Origin of the sequence: Microbacterium hydrocarbonoxydans, from assembly GCF_023715885.1 — a bacterium.
GTDB classification, from domain to species: Bacteria; Actinomycetota; Actinomycetes; order Actinomycetales; family Microbacteriaceae; genus Microbacterium; species Microbacterium hydrocarbonoxydans_C.
This window is the reverse complement of record NZ_JAMBOY010000005.1, coordinates 47,984-61,106: the sequence shown is the minus strand read 5'-3', so window position 1 is coordinate 61,106 and position 13,123 is coordinate 47,984. Positions and strand designations below refer to the sequence as shown.

The window sequence follows — 13,123 nt, the reverse complement described above, 5'->3', positions numbered from 1 at the left end:
TCAGAGCGCGTCGGGTTGAGGGCGCGGGTCGGCGAAGTCGCCGGCGGCTTTGCGCATGCGGGCGACGATCGCGACGAGCTCGGTGGCGTCGTCGCGGCTGATGCCGGGGTCGGAGAAGACCTCGGCGTTGAGCGCGGCCGTGGCCTTCTCGACGAGGTCGCGACCGGTCGGCGTCAGGGCGAGCAGCGCGGCGCGTCCGTCGTGCGGGTGTGGCTCGCGCACGATGAGCCCGTCACGGACGAGGCGCTCGGCGGTGCTGGTGACGGTCGTCGCGTGCACCTGCAGGCGGGCGACGACGCTCGACAGGGGCAGGCGACCCGCGCGGCTGAACGCGAGCAGGCGCAGCATCTCGTAGCGCGCGAAGGTCAGGGCGAACGGCTTCAGGGTCGCGTCGACCCGCGCGAGCAGCAGCTGCTGGGCCCGCATGACCGAGGTCACGACGGTCATGCCGTCTGCGGCATCCGTCCATCCGTGCGCGAGCCACTGCCGCTTCGCTTCGGCGAGCGGATCGACGGGCAGAGGACGGGATCGAACCACGTCTCTACGGTAGGGCATGCGGCGATCCGCAGACCGTTGGTTCTCGGTCGCTTTCCGGATGGGACTCAGTTTCACCACGCTAGAATCGAGGCAGTCGTGAGGAGCATTCGATGAAGATCTTCGTCCTGGTCAAAGAGGTGCCCGACACCTACGGCGACCGCAAGCTGGACCTCGAGACCGGCCTGGCCGATCGCGCGGCCGGAGACGTCGTACTCGACGAGATCACCGAGCGCGCGCTCGAGGTCGCGCTGAGCCACGCCGACAAGAACGAGGGCACCGAGGTCGTGGCCGTCGCGATGGCCCCCGAGGGTTCGACCGCGTCGGTGCGCCGAGCACTCGCGATCGGCGCCGGATCGGCCGTGCACATCGCCGACGAGCGCCTTGTGGGCGCCGACCTCGGGCTCACGGCCGAGGTCCTCGCCGCCGCGATCCGCCGCGGTGCGCCCGACCTCGTCATCGCCGGCAATCTCTCCACCGACGGGTCCGGCGGTGTCATGGCCGCCATGCTCGCGGAGCACCTCGGCTGGCCGCACGCGACCGCGCTCACCATGGTCGAGATCGCCGCCGACGGCATCACCGGCACGAGGGCAGCGGATGCCGGAGCGCAGCCGATCTCGGCATCCCTCCCCGCCGTCATCTCGATCACCGAGGCGCTGCCCGACGCGCGCTTCCCGAACTTCAAAGGCATCATGGCGGCTAAGAAGAAGCCGCTCGAGGTGCTGACCCTCGACGACCTCGGTGTCTCGGCCGACCCCGCCGACGCTCCGCGCACGATCATGACCGCGGTGTCGGAGAAGCCGCCGCGCGCCGCGGGCGTGAAGATCGTCGACGAGGGCGACGCCGCCCAGAAGCTCGTCGACTACCTCGCAGAGAACAGGCTGGTGTGACATGAGCTACCCCGAGAACCCCGTGCTCGTGCTGATCGACGTCGACCCCTCCGGCGCGCCGGCCAGCAGCGCCGCCGCCCTGCTGGGCGCCGCATCGACCATCGGCTCGCCTGTCGCGCTCATCGTCGGCGGCGCGGCGGATGCCGCCGCCAGGGCCGGCACGGCGGGTGCCGCCGTCGTGCTGACCGCTTCCGGAGACGACAGCCTGCTCACCGTGCCGGTGGTCGATGCCCTCCAGGCGGCGTTCGAGAAGGTGCAGCCGGATGCCGTGCTCATCTCGAACTCGATCGCCGGGCGCGACGTCGCGGGGCGCTTCGCCGCGCGCACCCGCAGCGCCCTGTGCGTCGACGCCGTCGGTGTGTCTCGCGACGACGAGGGCGTCGTGGCGCATCACTCCGTGTACGGCGGGGCCTATCTCGTCGACGCGGCACCCACCTACGGGACTCCGGTCATCACCGTGCGACAGGGCGCGGTCGAGGCCCGCGCCGGCGCCGTCGACGCGCCCATCGTCGAGGAGCTCGCCGTCACGGCATCCGGAGCCGCCGCTGCCACGGTCGGCGCCGTCGAGGCGGTCGAGACGACGTCGACCCGCCCCGAACTGCGCGGTGCCCAGCGCGTGGTCTCGGGCGGACGAGGCCTTGCCTCGAAGGAGAAGTTCGTGCTCGTCGAGGAGCTCGCCGACGCGCTCGGCGCCGCCGTCGGAGCCTCGCGTGCGGCGGTCGACGCCGGATACATCCCGCAGTCGCACCAGGTCGGCCAGACCGGGGTGTCGGTGTCGCCGCAGCTGTACGTCGCTCTCGGCATCTCCGGCGCCATCCAGCACCGCGCCGGCATGCAGACCGCCAAGACGATCGTCGCGATCAACAAGGACGCCGAGGCGCCCATCTTCGACGTCGCCGACTTCGGCATCGTCGGCGACCTGTTCACGGTCGTGCCCCAGGTGATCGCCGCCCTCGAGGCCCGGAAGAAGTAGACATGGCAGAGCGGATGCTGCGCCGCGGCCTCCCGCGCACACCCGGCGGCGAGCCCTGGCCGCCCGCCGGGGTCGTCGAGGTCGCCGGCGTCGAGGCTCCGGAGGGTTCCGACACTCCGGGGGTCGACACGCCACATGTCGGACCCGTCGTGGGCGTACGTCCGGGATCCGGCGTGTCGGCCCCCGATGTGGCTGCCCCGCACCTGGCCGAAGCCCCGGTCGCTGGGCGAGCCGAGCGGGAAGAAACGCAGGCAGCGAGTCCGGATGTCGCCTCGGTCGTCGAACCCGGGGGCGCGCCGTCAGCCCCTGGGCCGAGCCCTTCGAGCCGGGGAGTCCGGAGTCTGCGGCGGGGGCTGCCGCGGGTCCCCGGGGGAGAGCCATGGCCCCCCTTCGGACCGATCGATGACGCTGTCGAAGCGCGGGTCGTCGAGCGCGCGACCCACCCACCGGCCTTCGAGCGAGCGGAGCGAGACGAGACGCTTTCCTCCCCCCGCGTCGTCGACGCGCACCCGGTCGTCGAGCGCGCAGAGCGGAACCAGACGCCGACCGCCGTACGCCGGGGTCTTCCGCGCACATCCGGCGGAGAGCCGTGGCCTCCGGCGGACACAGTGCCACGCACGGTTCACCGCAGTCTCGACGCTTCAGTCGCAGTTCATGCCGCCGAAGACCCCTGCTCCGCGGCACGAAGTGCGACCGGAACCGAGACGACGACCCCGGTCGCGACACGGATTGCGACCGGAAGCGAGACCGCACCCGCGCCCGGCTCCGCCGTCGCGACGGCCGACGTCTCCAGCCCGCTTCCGTGGACGAAGACGGTATGGGATGGTCGGGCTCCCCGCCATGTCGCCGCGGCACCGGCATCCGCCTCCCGTCGCCCGACGTGGCCGCAGGCGATCGCCGGACTCTTCGGCGCCGCAGCCCTCGGCATCCTTGCCGGCGCTGCCGTCGCGTTCGTGCGGGCGCTGTTGAGCCTCCCGTTCATGCAGGACTTCCTCGCGGCCTTCCCCGGCGAGTACGAACCGGCCGTGCATGTCGAACCCGGTTTCGCTCCCTGGATCGGCTGGCAGCACTTCTTCAACGTGTTCCTCATGGTGCTGATCATCCGATCGGGACTGCGCATCCGCACCGAGAAGCGGCCGACCGCGTTCTGGACGCCGCGCAACAACCCCAAGGGCAAGACCAGCCTGACGATCTGGTTCCACCAGGCGCTCGACATCCTGTGGCTCGTGAACGGCGTGATCTTCGTCGTGCTGCTGTTCACCACCGGCCATTGGGCGCGGATCGTGCCGACGAGCTGGGAGGTCTTCCCGAACGCGCTGTCGGCTGCGCTGCAGTACCTGTCGTTCGACTGGCCGCACGAGAACGGCTGGAACAACTACAACAGCCTGCAGCAGATCGCGTACTTCGCAACGGTGTTCCTCGCCGCGCCGCTCGCCGCCGTGACGGGATTCCGCATGTCGGGGATGTGGCCGAAGAAGGCCGAGCGGCTGTCGAAGGCATACCCGATCGAATGGGCTCGCGCCGTGCACTTCCCGGTGATGCTGTACTTCGTGGCGTTCATCATCGTGCACGTCGCGCTGGTGTTCCTCACCGGTTTCCTGCGCAACCTCAACCACATGTACGCTGCGCAGGATGCCGTCACCTGGACCGGATTCTGGGTGTTTGTGGCGTCCATGGTCGTGATCGCGATCGGCTGGGTCGCGGCGCGCCCGCTCGTGATCGCGCCGATCGCCCGTCTGTTCGGCAACGTCTCGGGGCGCTGACTCTCCTCCCTTCCCCTTCTTGCCGAACCACCCCCTTCTTGCCGAACCACCCTCCTGCGTTCAGCACGCACGGGGGTGGTTCGGCGAAAAACGGGTGGTTCGGCAGGGCTGGGGCGCGCGGCGCCGCGGCAACTCAGCCTCGCGCGCCTAGCGGCGCCGAGCCACCCCCTAGCGTGCGAACCACCCCCCTGCGTTCAGCACGCAGGGGGGTGGTTCGGTGAAAGAGGGGTGGCTCGGCGGGGCCGGCGCGGCGCCCACGCGCGGCGCGGCGTCGCGAGCCGGCGACTCAGGAGCGGGTGAAGCGCACCTCGGTGAGGGTCTCGCCGAGGAACGGCTCGGTGTGCGTCGCGCCGTCGAGGGTGAAGCCGTTGCGCGTGTAGAAGCGGTGCGCGCGGGGGTTGTCCTCGGCGACCCAGAGGTACAGGGGCTCGTCCTTCTCGACCGCGGCGTCGAACAGCTTCTGGCCGATGCCGGTGCCGTGCCAGGCGTCGAGCAGGTAGATGAAGTAGAGCTCGCGGAACGCGGGGGCGTCCTTGTCGCGGGCGGGACCGGAGCCGGCGAAGCCCACGATCTCGCCGTCGACGAGCGCCGCGTTCATCGTGAACTCGGGGCCCTGAGCGGCCCAGTGCGTCCACAGCTCGGCCATGCGCCGGGGCGAGACCTTCTCGAGCGCGGCCTTGCTGATCAGGTGGTCGTAGGTCTCGTGCCAGCACTGCGCGTGCACGCGACCAAGGGCTTCCGCGTCCACATCACGGACCGGACGGACGATGACTTCAGGGTGGGCTTCGGCGCTCATGCGGTGACTCTACGCGCGGCACACACGATCGAGAAATCGAGCAGGATGCCGAAATGCCGCTGTAACACCACCTGGAGGAATCTGACAACGATGTTCGCCGATCGTGCGCCGATGGCTACGATCGATCCTCGTGAACGTGATCTGGCGCACCCTTCTGGTGATCCTCGCAGCCCGTCGTCGCGCCCGGCGCGGTAAGACCCTCGACCCCACCGCCGTCGGCACCATCCGGTTGACGACGCTCCCGAGCGACATCGACATCCTCCGTCACATGAACAACGGGCGTTACCTCTCGCTGTTCGACCTCGGGCGATGGGACCTGCTCATCCGCACCGGACTCTTCGACGCCATGAAGGATCGAGGCTGGTACGCGGTCGTGTCGAGCGAGACGATCACCTTCCGCAAGTCCCTGCAGCTCTGGCAGCGGTTCGAGGTGCAGTCCCGATTCATCGGCCACGACGAGAAGGCGCTCTTCCTGGAGCACCGTGCCGTCGTCAAGGGGCAGGTGTACGCGCGGGCGATCGTTCGCGCCAGGATGCTGCGCCGCACCGGCGGCACCGTCAGCAACGAAGAGCTGTTCGCCGCCGTCGGCAAGCCGGAGGGCGTGCGCGAGATCGACGCCTGGGTGCACGACTGGGCCGCGGCATCCGCTCTTCCTCCCGTGCGCATGCCCGCTCCGAGCGAGTGGAGCTGATCATGGCGGATGCCGGCACGCGCCGCCCCGCACGCACACTCCTCGTCGGGTGCGGCGCACTCGGCACGGCCCTCGGTGAGCGGCTCGTCGCCGACGGGTGCGCGGTCACGGCCATCCGCCGCGACGTCTCGGAGCTGCCCGCCGCGTTCTCGACGGTCGAGGCAGATCTGCGGCATCCGCTCTCCTCGCCGCTGCCGACGTTCGATGCGGTCGTCATCACGCTTCCGCCGGGGTCAGGCCCCGAGGGATCGATCTATCCTGCAGCCCTCACGCATCTCGCCGCCGCTCTGCCCGCTCGCCCGGAGCGCGTGCTCTTCGTCTCGTCGACCAGGGTGTTCGAGGGGTACGGGTCGCAGGAGTTCGGGGGCCCGACTGGGCGCGAGCCGCTCACAGAGTCCGATCCGACGCTCACGACCGGCGAGCGCGGCGACGCCCTCGTCGAGGGGGAGGAGCTCGCGGTCGAGCTGCTCGGAGCGATCGTCGTACGCCCCGCGGGCATCTACGGACCAGGGCGCGACTCGCTGATCCGCCGCGTGCGCGACGGGGCCGCCGTGGATCATGAGCGCCGCACCAACCGCATCCACGAGCACGACCTCGTGCGGCTCCTCGACGTGCTGCTGCGTATGGACGCCCCGCCCGCCCTCGTGCACGCGATCGACCGCGAGCCCGTGCGGCTCGGGGAGGTGGTCGCGCACATCGCCTCGCGGCTGGGCGTCGCGGCTCCTCCGCAGAGCGAGGGGGATGCCGGGGGCGGCACCGTGCTCGACGGCAGCCGCGCTCATGCGCTGCTGGGCGAGCTGTCGTACCCGACGTTCCGCGAGGGCTACGACGAGATGCTCGCCGTGGGGAGCTAGCCCTCACCGCCCCCTCACGCCCCCTCGCGGCCCCCGCCGAACCACCCCCTTCTGTGCCAGCCACCCCTGTGCTGCCCGATACGAAAAGGGTGGCTCGCGCAGAAAGGGGTGGCTCGCGGGGAAAGAGGGGGTCGGCGCGGGGACGCGGGGTGGGGAGCAGCGGTAATAGCCTGAGCGTATGGCCGATCCGATGCCGTCTGCAGACCCGTCCGACACCCTCGCGGACCGCGCGGTGGCACTCGCCCGCCGCTGGGTGACCGAAGCGGCAGCGGCCGACGTCGACCCCGCCGCCGAGCGCCTTGCCGGCGTGCTGCAGGATGCCAACGGCCTCCCCTTCACGCTGGGCTTCGTCGACGGCGTCATGCGTCCGGAGAGTCTGGGCGCCGCGGCATCCCAGCTGCACCGGATCGCGCCGATCGTGCCCGAGTTCCTGCCCTGGTACCTGCGCTCCGCGGTGAAGATCGGCGGCGGGGTCGCGCCCGTGCTCCCGGCGCCCGTAGTGCCGATCGCCCGCCGCGTGCTGCGCGAGATGGTCGGGCATCTCGTGGTCGACGCGCGGCCCGCGAAGCTCGGTCCGGCGATCGCGAAGATCCGCGAGTCGGGTGCGCGCCTGAACCTCAATCTGCTCGGGGAGGCCGTGCTCGGCGAGTCCGAGGCGAAGCGGCGGCTCGACGGCATCCATGATCTGATCCGGCGGCCCGACGTCGACTACGTCTCGGTGAAGGTCTCGGCGATCATCAGCCACATCTCGATGTGGGCGTTCGATCAGGTCGTCGACGAGGTCGTGGAACGGCTGCTTCCGCTGTACCTGACGGCGGCGTCCGACCGGACCTTCATCAATCTCGACATGGAGGAGTACCGCGACCTCGACCTCACGATCGCGGTGTTCACACGCATCCTCGAGGATCCGCGGCTGCAGGGGCTCGAGGCGGGGATCGTGCTGCAGGCGTACCTGCCCGACGCGCTCCCGGCGCTGCAGGAGCTCACCGCCTGGGCGCAGGACCGCGTCGCGCACGGCGGAGCGCCGATCAAGGTGCGGCTGGTGAAGGGCGCGAACCTCGCGATGGAGCGCGTCGAGGCGACCATGCACGGCTGGCCCACGGCGACCTACGACACGAAGGTCGACACCGACGCCAACTATCTGCGCTGCCTCGACTGGGCGCTGCGCCCCGAGAACGTGGCAGCCGTGCGACTCGGGATCGCGGGACACAACCTGTTCGGCATCGCGTACGCCTGGCTGCTCGCGGGCGAGCGGGGCGTGCGCGGCGCGACGGGTGCGGGCACGGGTGCCGCCGCCCAGCCCCCGATCGAGTTCGAGATGCTGCTCGGCATGGCCCAGGGGCAGGTCCAGGCCGTCTCCCGCGAGGTCGGCGAGGTCCTGCTGTACGTGCCCGTCGTGAAGCCCGACGAGTTCGACGTCGCCATCAGCTACCTCGTGCGGCGGCTGGAGGAGAACGCCTCTCCCGACAACTTCCTCTCGGCGGCCTTCCGGCTCGGCGACGACGAGGCGCTGTTCGTGCGCGAGCAGGACCGCTTCCTCGACGCGCTCGAGCGCTCGACATCCCCCACGCTGCGCACCGGACCGCGCCGCACGCAGGACCGCCTCGCGCCCGTGCACGAGTCGGTGCGCCCCGCCCCGGTCGCGCCCGCCCCGGAAGAGGATCTGACCAAGGCCGTCCTCGGCATCTCGCGCGGGTCCGACGACACCGGTGCTCCGTTCCTCGAGACGGCCGTGTACTCGCCGCGCGAACTCGACCGAGCGGGCGACGGCGCCCCGGGGTTCTCCAACACCGCCGACAGCGACCCCTCGCTGCCCGCGAACCGCGAGTGGGCGGCCGGGGTACTGGGCCGGATCGGGTCGTCGGCGCTCGGCGGCGACACGATCGCGGCCGCCCGCGTCGACGACGTCGGCGTGCTCGACAGCACGATCGCCCGCATCAGGGATGCCGGTGCGCGGTGGGGTGCACGACCCGCCGCCGAGCGCGCCGAGGTGCTGCTGCGCGCCGCAGCCGCACTCGAGAGCCGCCGTGCCGACCTCATCGAGGTCGCCGCGTCCGAGACGGGAAAGGTGTTCGCCGAGGCCGACATCGAGGTCAGCGAGGCCGTCGACTTCGCTCGGTACTACGCCGCGACCGCCCGCGAGCTGGATGCCGTCGCCGGGGCCTCGTTCGTGCCGGCCGGCGTCACCGTCGTGGCCCCGCCGTGGAACTTCCCCCTCGCGATCCCCGCCGGGGGAGTGCTCGCCGCACTCGCCGCCGGGTCGGGCGTCGTGTTCAAGCCCGCGCCGCAGTCGCGCCGCTGCGCCGCGGTGATCGCCGAGACGCTCTGGCAGGCCGGTGTGCCGCGCGACGTGCTCGCCCTCGTCGACATCGAGGAGGGCGACCTGGGGCGTGATCTCATCACGCACCCGGGCGTCGACCGCGTCATCCTCACCGGGTCCTGGGAGACCGCGGCGCTCTTCCGCTCGTGGCGGCCGGACCTGCCGCTGCTGGCAGAGACCAGTGGCAAGAACGCCATGATCGTCACCCCGTCGGCCGACCTCGACCTCGCGGTGTCGGACCTCGTCCGCAGCGCGTTCGGCCACGCGGGGCAGAAGTGCTCCGCGGCTTCTCTGGCGATCCTCGTCGGTCCCGTCGGACGCTCGCAGCGGTTCGCCCGACAGCTCGCCGACGCGACGCGGTCGCTGCACGTCGGGTGGCCGACCGATCCCCTGGCCGAGGTCGGCCCCCTGATCGAGCGACCGCAGGGGAAGCTCGGGTGGGCTCTCACCGAGCTCGAGGGTGAGGAGCGGTGGCTCATCGAACCCGCCGTCTCCGCCGACGATCCGACCGGACGGCTCTGGCGCCCCGGCATCCGCGTCGGCGTGCAGCCGGGCTCGCGCTTCCACACCGAGGAGTTCTTCGGCCCCGTGCTCGGCGTCATGCACGCGCCCACTCTCGAGCGAGCGATCGAGCTGCAGAACGCCGTCGCCTACGGACTCACGGCGGGGCTCTACACGCAGGATCCGGCCGAGCTCGGGCTGTGGCTCGACCGTGTGCAGGCCGGCAACCTCTATGTGAACCGTGGCATCACCGGCGCGATCGTGCAGCGTCAGCCGTTCGGCGGCTGGAAGCGGTCGTCGGTCGGACCCGGCGCGAAGGCCGGCGGCCCGAACTACCTCATCGGTCTCGGATCGTGGCGGTCGCGTGCCTCCGGCCCTGTGTCGAGCACGCTGCACCTGCGCGGCCTCGACGCCCGGATCACGGCCCTGATCGAATCGGCGCAGCCGTCGCTCGACTACGAGGCTTTCGAGTGGCTGCGCCGGTCGGCGCTCTCCGACGCGCTCGCCTGGGATCGCGAGTTCGGCAGGGTGCGCGACGTGTCGCGGCTCGGCGTCGAGCGGAACCTCTTCCGGTACCGGCCGGTACCCGTGGGGATCCGCGCGACGTCGGACGCGGGCTGGCAGGAGCTGCTGCGCGTCGTGATCGCGGCGGTGCGGGCGGGCGCCCCCTTCACGCTGTCGACCCCGGTCGGCCTGCCCGCGGCCGTGCGTCATGCGCTCGGCGACGTGGGGGCGACCGTGTACCTCGAGAGCGACGAGGAGTGGATCGAGCGGATGCAGGCCGACGGCCACCCGTCGCGCGTGCGGCTCGTCGGCACGCGCACGTCGGTCGGCGCGCTGCACCGGTCGCTCGCCGGCGCGGTCGGCGGCGACCCCGATCTGGCGGTGTACGACGGCGAGGTCACGTCTGCCGGGCGGATCGAGCTGCTGCCCTTCGTGCACGAGCAGGCGATCGCCATCACCGCGCATCGCTACGGCAACCCGGACGGCTGGAGCGCGGAGGTCATCTGAGGCGGCGGAGATCAGCCGTCAGTGTGTAAAAGATTCTTGACATGACGGTCGCGCCGACGTACGGTCGTCGTGTCAAGAATCTTTTACACGAGGAGCGGTCATGGTCTTCGAGGAGCGCAACGCCTGGACGGGTCTCGTCGTCAGCGTGATCGCCATCACGACGTACGTCGTCATCATGCTGCAGCAGGCGGCGACCCGTCCGGTGGGCGACATCGATTGGCTGCCGCCGATGCTCTGGACGATCGGAGGCGGGATCGTCGTGACGATCCTCGTCACGATCGTGTGGGGCATCGCCATCGGAGTGCGCGACCGCGAAGCGGCGACGGCATCCGACATCCGCGACCGAGACATCAGCCGTATGGGCGGACGTGTGGAGCAGGCGTTCCTCGTGATCGCCGGACTCGCCGTGATCGCCCTGTGCGCGGTCGGCGCCGACCTGTTCTGGGTCGCGAACACCATGTTCGCCGGCTTCGCGGTATCGGCCGTGATCGGCAGCGTCGCGCGAGTCGTCGCTTATCGCCGGGGCCTCGTGTGATGGTCAAGCCGACTCTCGTCTCCAACAGCATCCGCGCCCACCGCGAGACGGCGGGTCTCACCCAGGCCGAACTCGCCCGCTCGATCGGCGTGACGCGGCAGACCCTCATCGCGATAGAGCAGGAGAGGTATTCGCCGACGCTCGAGCTCGCGTTCCAGATCGCCCGCGCATTCGGCGTCGGACTCGACGATCTCTTCCAGTACCCCGCTGCCGCCCCGAAGGAGGGCTGACATGTCCGCTGCGAACCCCGCTCACCGCGACGCCTCGACGACCTCCCGCGCCATGATCCCCGCGTGGAGCCGCGAGACCTACGGGCCTGCGGACGGCGTCCGCCTCACCGAGATCCCGATGCCCGCACCGCGCCGCGGCGAGGTCGTCGTGCGCGTCGAGGCGACCTCGCTCAACGCCGGCGATGTGCGCCTCCTGCTCGGAGACCCGCTGCTCGTGCGCCCGGTGTTCGGCCTCACGAAGCCGAAGCACCCCGTGCGCGGGATGGAGGTCGCCGGCAGTGTCGTCGAGCTCGGTCCCGACGTGATCGGCATCGACCTGGGCACCCGGGTCGTCGGCGAGCTGGTCGGCGGGGGAGGTCTCGCCTCGCACGTCGCCGTCCCGGCATCCCGCCTCGTGCCCGTCCCCGACGACGTGACCTCTGAGATCGCCGCGACGCTGCCGGTGGCCGGCGGCACGGCTTGGCAGGCGCTCGACCTCGCCGGCGTCGGCATCCGCTCCGTCGGCGGCAATCCGGATGCCGCTCCGGGGCGCGTGCTCGTGATCGGCGCCTCGGGCGGCGTCGGGACGTTCGCGGTGCAACTCGCCGCCCTGCGCGGGGCCGAGGTGTGGGCGACATGCGGGGAGCGCAATGCGCGGCTCGTCGAGCACCTCGGCGCCGTACGCACGATCGATCATCGCCGCACGCCCCTGTCGACGCTACCCGCGGGACACTTCGACGCGGTCGTCGACATCGCCGGCGGCATCCCGCTGCGCGACCTGCAGCGCCTCGTCCGCGACGGCGGGCGGGTCGTGCTCACCGCCGGGAACGGCGGGCACGTGCTGGGGCCGGTGCCCCGCATCCTCGCGGCCGCGCTGCGCTCGATCGGGTCGCGTCGCCGTATCCGCTCGCTCATGGCGACGCCGCGGCCGGAGGTGCTGACCGCACTCCTCGACCTCACCGCCGACGGGCGCATCACTCCGGTGATCGAGCGCGAGTACGGCTTCGCGCGGGCCTCGTCGGCGCTGTCGCACGTCGAGGCGGGGCATACGGTCGGCAAGGTCGTCGTGCGCGGGGCTGCGTAGCCGCCTTCGAATCGCTCGAAGTGCGGGTTGCGGGGGCTGGAAGCCGCGGGTCGCGAACGAGGCACTCAGCGAGCGGCGGCGGCGACGAGCGAGCGGATGACGGGATCGCCCGCCCCACGCCACATCAGGTGCAGCTCGCGGCGGATCGGATCCGTGAGCGTGTGCGTCGTGACGTCCGCGGGCACGACGTTGCTCGGCGCGAGAGCGTGCCCGAGCCCGTGCAACGCGTACTCGACCGCAGCCCGTGCCTGCTCCGTGCGCAGCGCGACCCGCGGCATAAATCCCGCGCGTGCGCAGGCCGCGTCGAGCACGTCGCCCAGTCCGTTGCCCGGCGCGAAGTGCACCCACTCGTCGTCGCGAAGACGCGCGAGGTCGACGGCTCCCCGTCGGGCGCGACCGTGTGAGAGCACGACGACGAACTCCTCGGTGGTCAGCGGAGCGGATCCGCCGCTCCAGCCGGGCGGCAGCGGGCCGATCGCCACGTCGAACGCGCCCGCGCTGAGAGCCGTCACGAGATCGCTCTGATGGCGGTACTCGTGGAGGGCGATCTCCACGTCGCGGTGGGACCCCCGCCATCGGGAAAGGAGCGCCGGCAGCACACCCAGACTGAGCGAGTACAGCGTTCCCACCCGAAGCTCACCGATGGATCCGCCGGTCACGCCGCGCACGGAGCGGTCGAGATCGTCGTGGGCGGCGACCACCGCACGGGCGACGTCGAGCAGGGCGCGCCCCGCCGCGGTGGGACGGGTGGCCCGCGGCAACCGCTCGAGGAGGGACACGCCTGTCGTCTCCTCGAGCGCCGTCAGCTGCCGGGACAGCGTCGGCTGGGAAACGAACAGTCGGGAGGCGGCGCGGGTGATCGACCCTTCGTCGCAGACAGCGATGAATGCTCTCAGCTGCCGCTCGCTGAAATCCATGTAATCAGTGTATGGAAAGTACGTCTACCTTGCATCGAATGCAGG

General features: G+C 71.3%; 12 protein-coding genes. 9 read left to right on the top strand and 3 right to left on the bottom strand.

The window, feature by feature from the left end; all coding sequences use genetic code 11:
- On the bottom strand, window positions 1–537 hold the full coding sequence (locus tag M3195_RS13610; RefSeq protein ID WP_251588360.1) for a MarR family winged helix-turn-helix transcriptional regulator: 537 nt from the start codon (window positions 535–537) through the stop codon (window positions 1–3).
- Between the two features lie 110 nt (window positions 538–647).
- Between M3195_RS13610 and M3195_RS13605 the strand changes: the two genes are divergently transcribed.
- The 3 genes from M3195_RS13605 (at window position 648) to M3195_RS13595 (ending at window position 4,160) form a co-directional block, all read left to right on the top strand.
- Window positions 648–1,424, top strand: a complete 777-nt coding sequence (locus tag M3195_RS13605) for an electron transfer flavoprotein subunit beta/FixA family protein (protein WP_251588358.1) — start codon at window positions 648–650, stop codon at window positions 1,422–1,424.
- Between the two features lies 1 nt (window position 1,425).
- Window positions 1,426–2,397, top strand: a complete 972-nt coding sequence (locus tag M3195_RS13600) for an electron transfer flavoprotein subunit alpha/FixB family protein (RefSeq protein ID WP_251588356.1) — start codon at window positions 1,426–1,428, stop codon at window positions 2,395–2,397.
- 608 nt (window positions 2,398–3,005) lie between these two features.
- Window positions 3,006–4,160, top strand: coding sequence for a cytochrome b/b6 domain-containing protein (locus M3195_RS13595; RefSeq protein ID WP_308211595.1), 1,155 nt, complete (start codon window positions 3,006–3,008; stop codon window positions 4,158–4,160).
- Between the two features lie 286 nt (window positions 4,161–4,446).
- Here M3195_RS13595 and M3195_RS13590 read toward each other — a convergent pair whose 3' ends face one another.
- Complete coding sequence (locus tag M3195_RS13590) at window positions 4,447–4,956, bottom strand: GNAT family N-acetyltransferase (RefSeq protein ID WP_251588353.1); 510 nt, start codon at window positions 4,954–4,956, stop codon at window positions 4,447–4,449.
- 130 nt (window positions 4,957–5,086) lie between these two features.
- Between M3195_RS13590 and M3195_RS13585 the strand changes: the two genes are divergently transcribed.
- From M3195_RS13585 to M3195_RS13560, 6 genes are all read left to right on the top strand, one after another.
- Window positions 5,087–5,647, top strand: a complete 561-nt coding sequence (locus M3195_RS13585) for an acyl-CoA thioesterase (RefSeq protein ID WP_251588351.1) — start codon at window positions 5,087–5,089, stop codon at window positions 5,645–5,647.
- Window positions 5,648–5,649: 2 nt separating this feature from the next.
- Window positions 5,650–6,501 (top strand): SDR family NAD(P)-dependent oxidoreductase, encoded by an 852-nt coding sequence (locus tag M3195_RS13580; RefSeq protein WP_251588349.1) that lies wholly within the window; start codon window positions 5,650–5,652, stop codon window positions 6,499–6,501.
- Window positions 6,502–6,679: 178 nt separating this feature from the next.
- Window positions 6,680–10,333 carry a proline dehydrogenase family protein gene (locus M3195_RS13575; RefSeq protein WP_251588347.1) on the top strand — a complete coding sequence of 1,218 codons (3,654 nt, stop codon included), beginning with the start codon at window positions 6,680–6,682 and terminating at the stop codon, window positions 10,331–10,333.
- A 100-nt stretch (window positions 10,334–10,433) separates the two neighbouring features.
- On the top strand, window positions 10,434–10,868 hold the full coding sequence (locus M3195_RS13570) for a hypothetical protein (RefSeq protein WP_251588346.1): 435 nt from the start codon (window positions 10,434–10,436) through the stop codon (window positions 10,866–10,868).
- Window positions 10,868–11,098 carry a helix-turn-helix transcriptional regulator gene (locus tag M3195_RS13565; protein WP_251588344.1) on the top strand — a complete coding sequence of 77 codons (231 nt, stop codon included), beginning with the start codon at window positions 10,868–10,870 and terminating at the stop codon, window positions 11,096–11,098. The genes M3195_RS13570 and M3195_RS13565 overlap by 1 nt, the downstream gene beginning before the upstream one ends.
- 1 nt (window position 11,099) lies before the next feature.
- Window positions 11,100–12,161 carry an NAD(P)-dependent alcohol dehydrogenase gene (locus M3195_RS13560; RefSeq protein WP_251588343.1) on the top strand — a complete coding sequence of 354 codons (1,062 nt, stop codon included), beginning with the start codon at window positions 11,100–11,102 and terminating at the stop codon, window positions 12,159–12,161.
- 65 nt (window positions 12,162–12,226) lie between these two features.
- Here the strand turns inward: M3195_RS13560 and M3195_RS13555 are convergent, their stop codons facing one another.
- A complete protein-coding gene (locus tag M3195_RS13555; RefSeq protein ID WP_251588342.1) occupies window positions 12,227–13,078 on the bottom strand; it encodes a LysR family transcriptional regulator in 852 nt (283 codons plus the stop codon).
- Window positions 13,079–13,123: the final 45 nt, after the last annotated feature.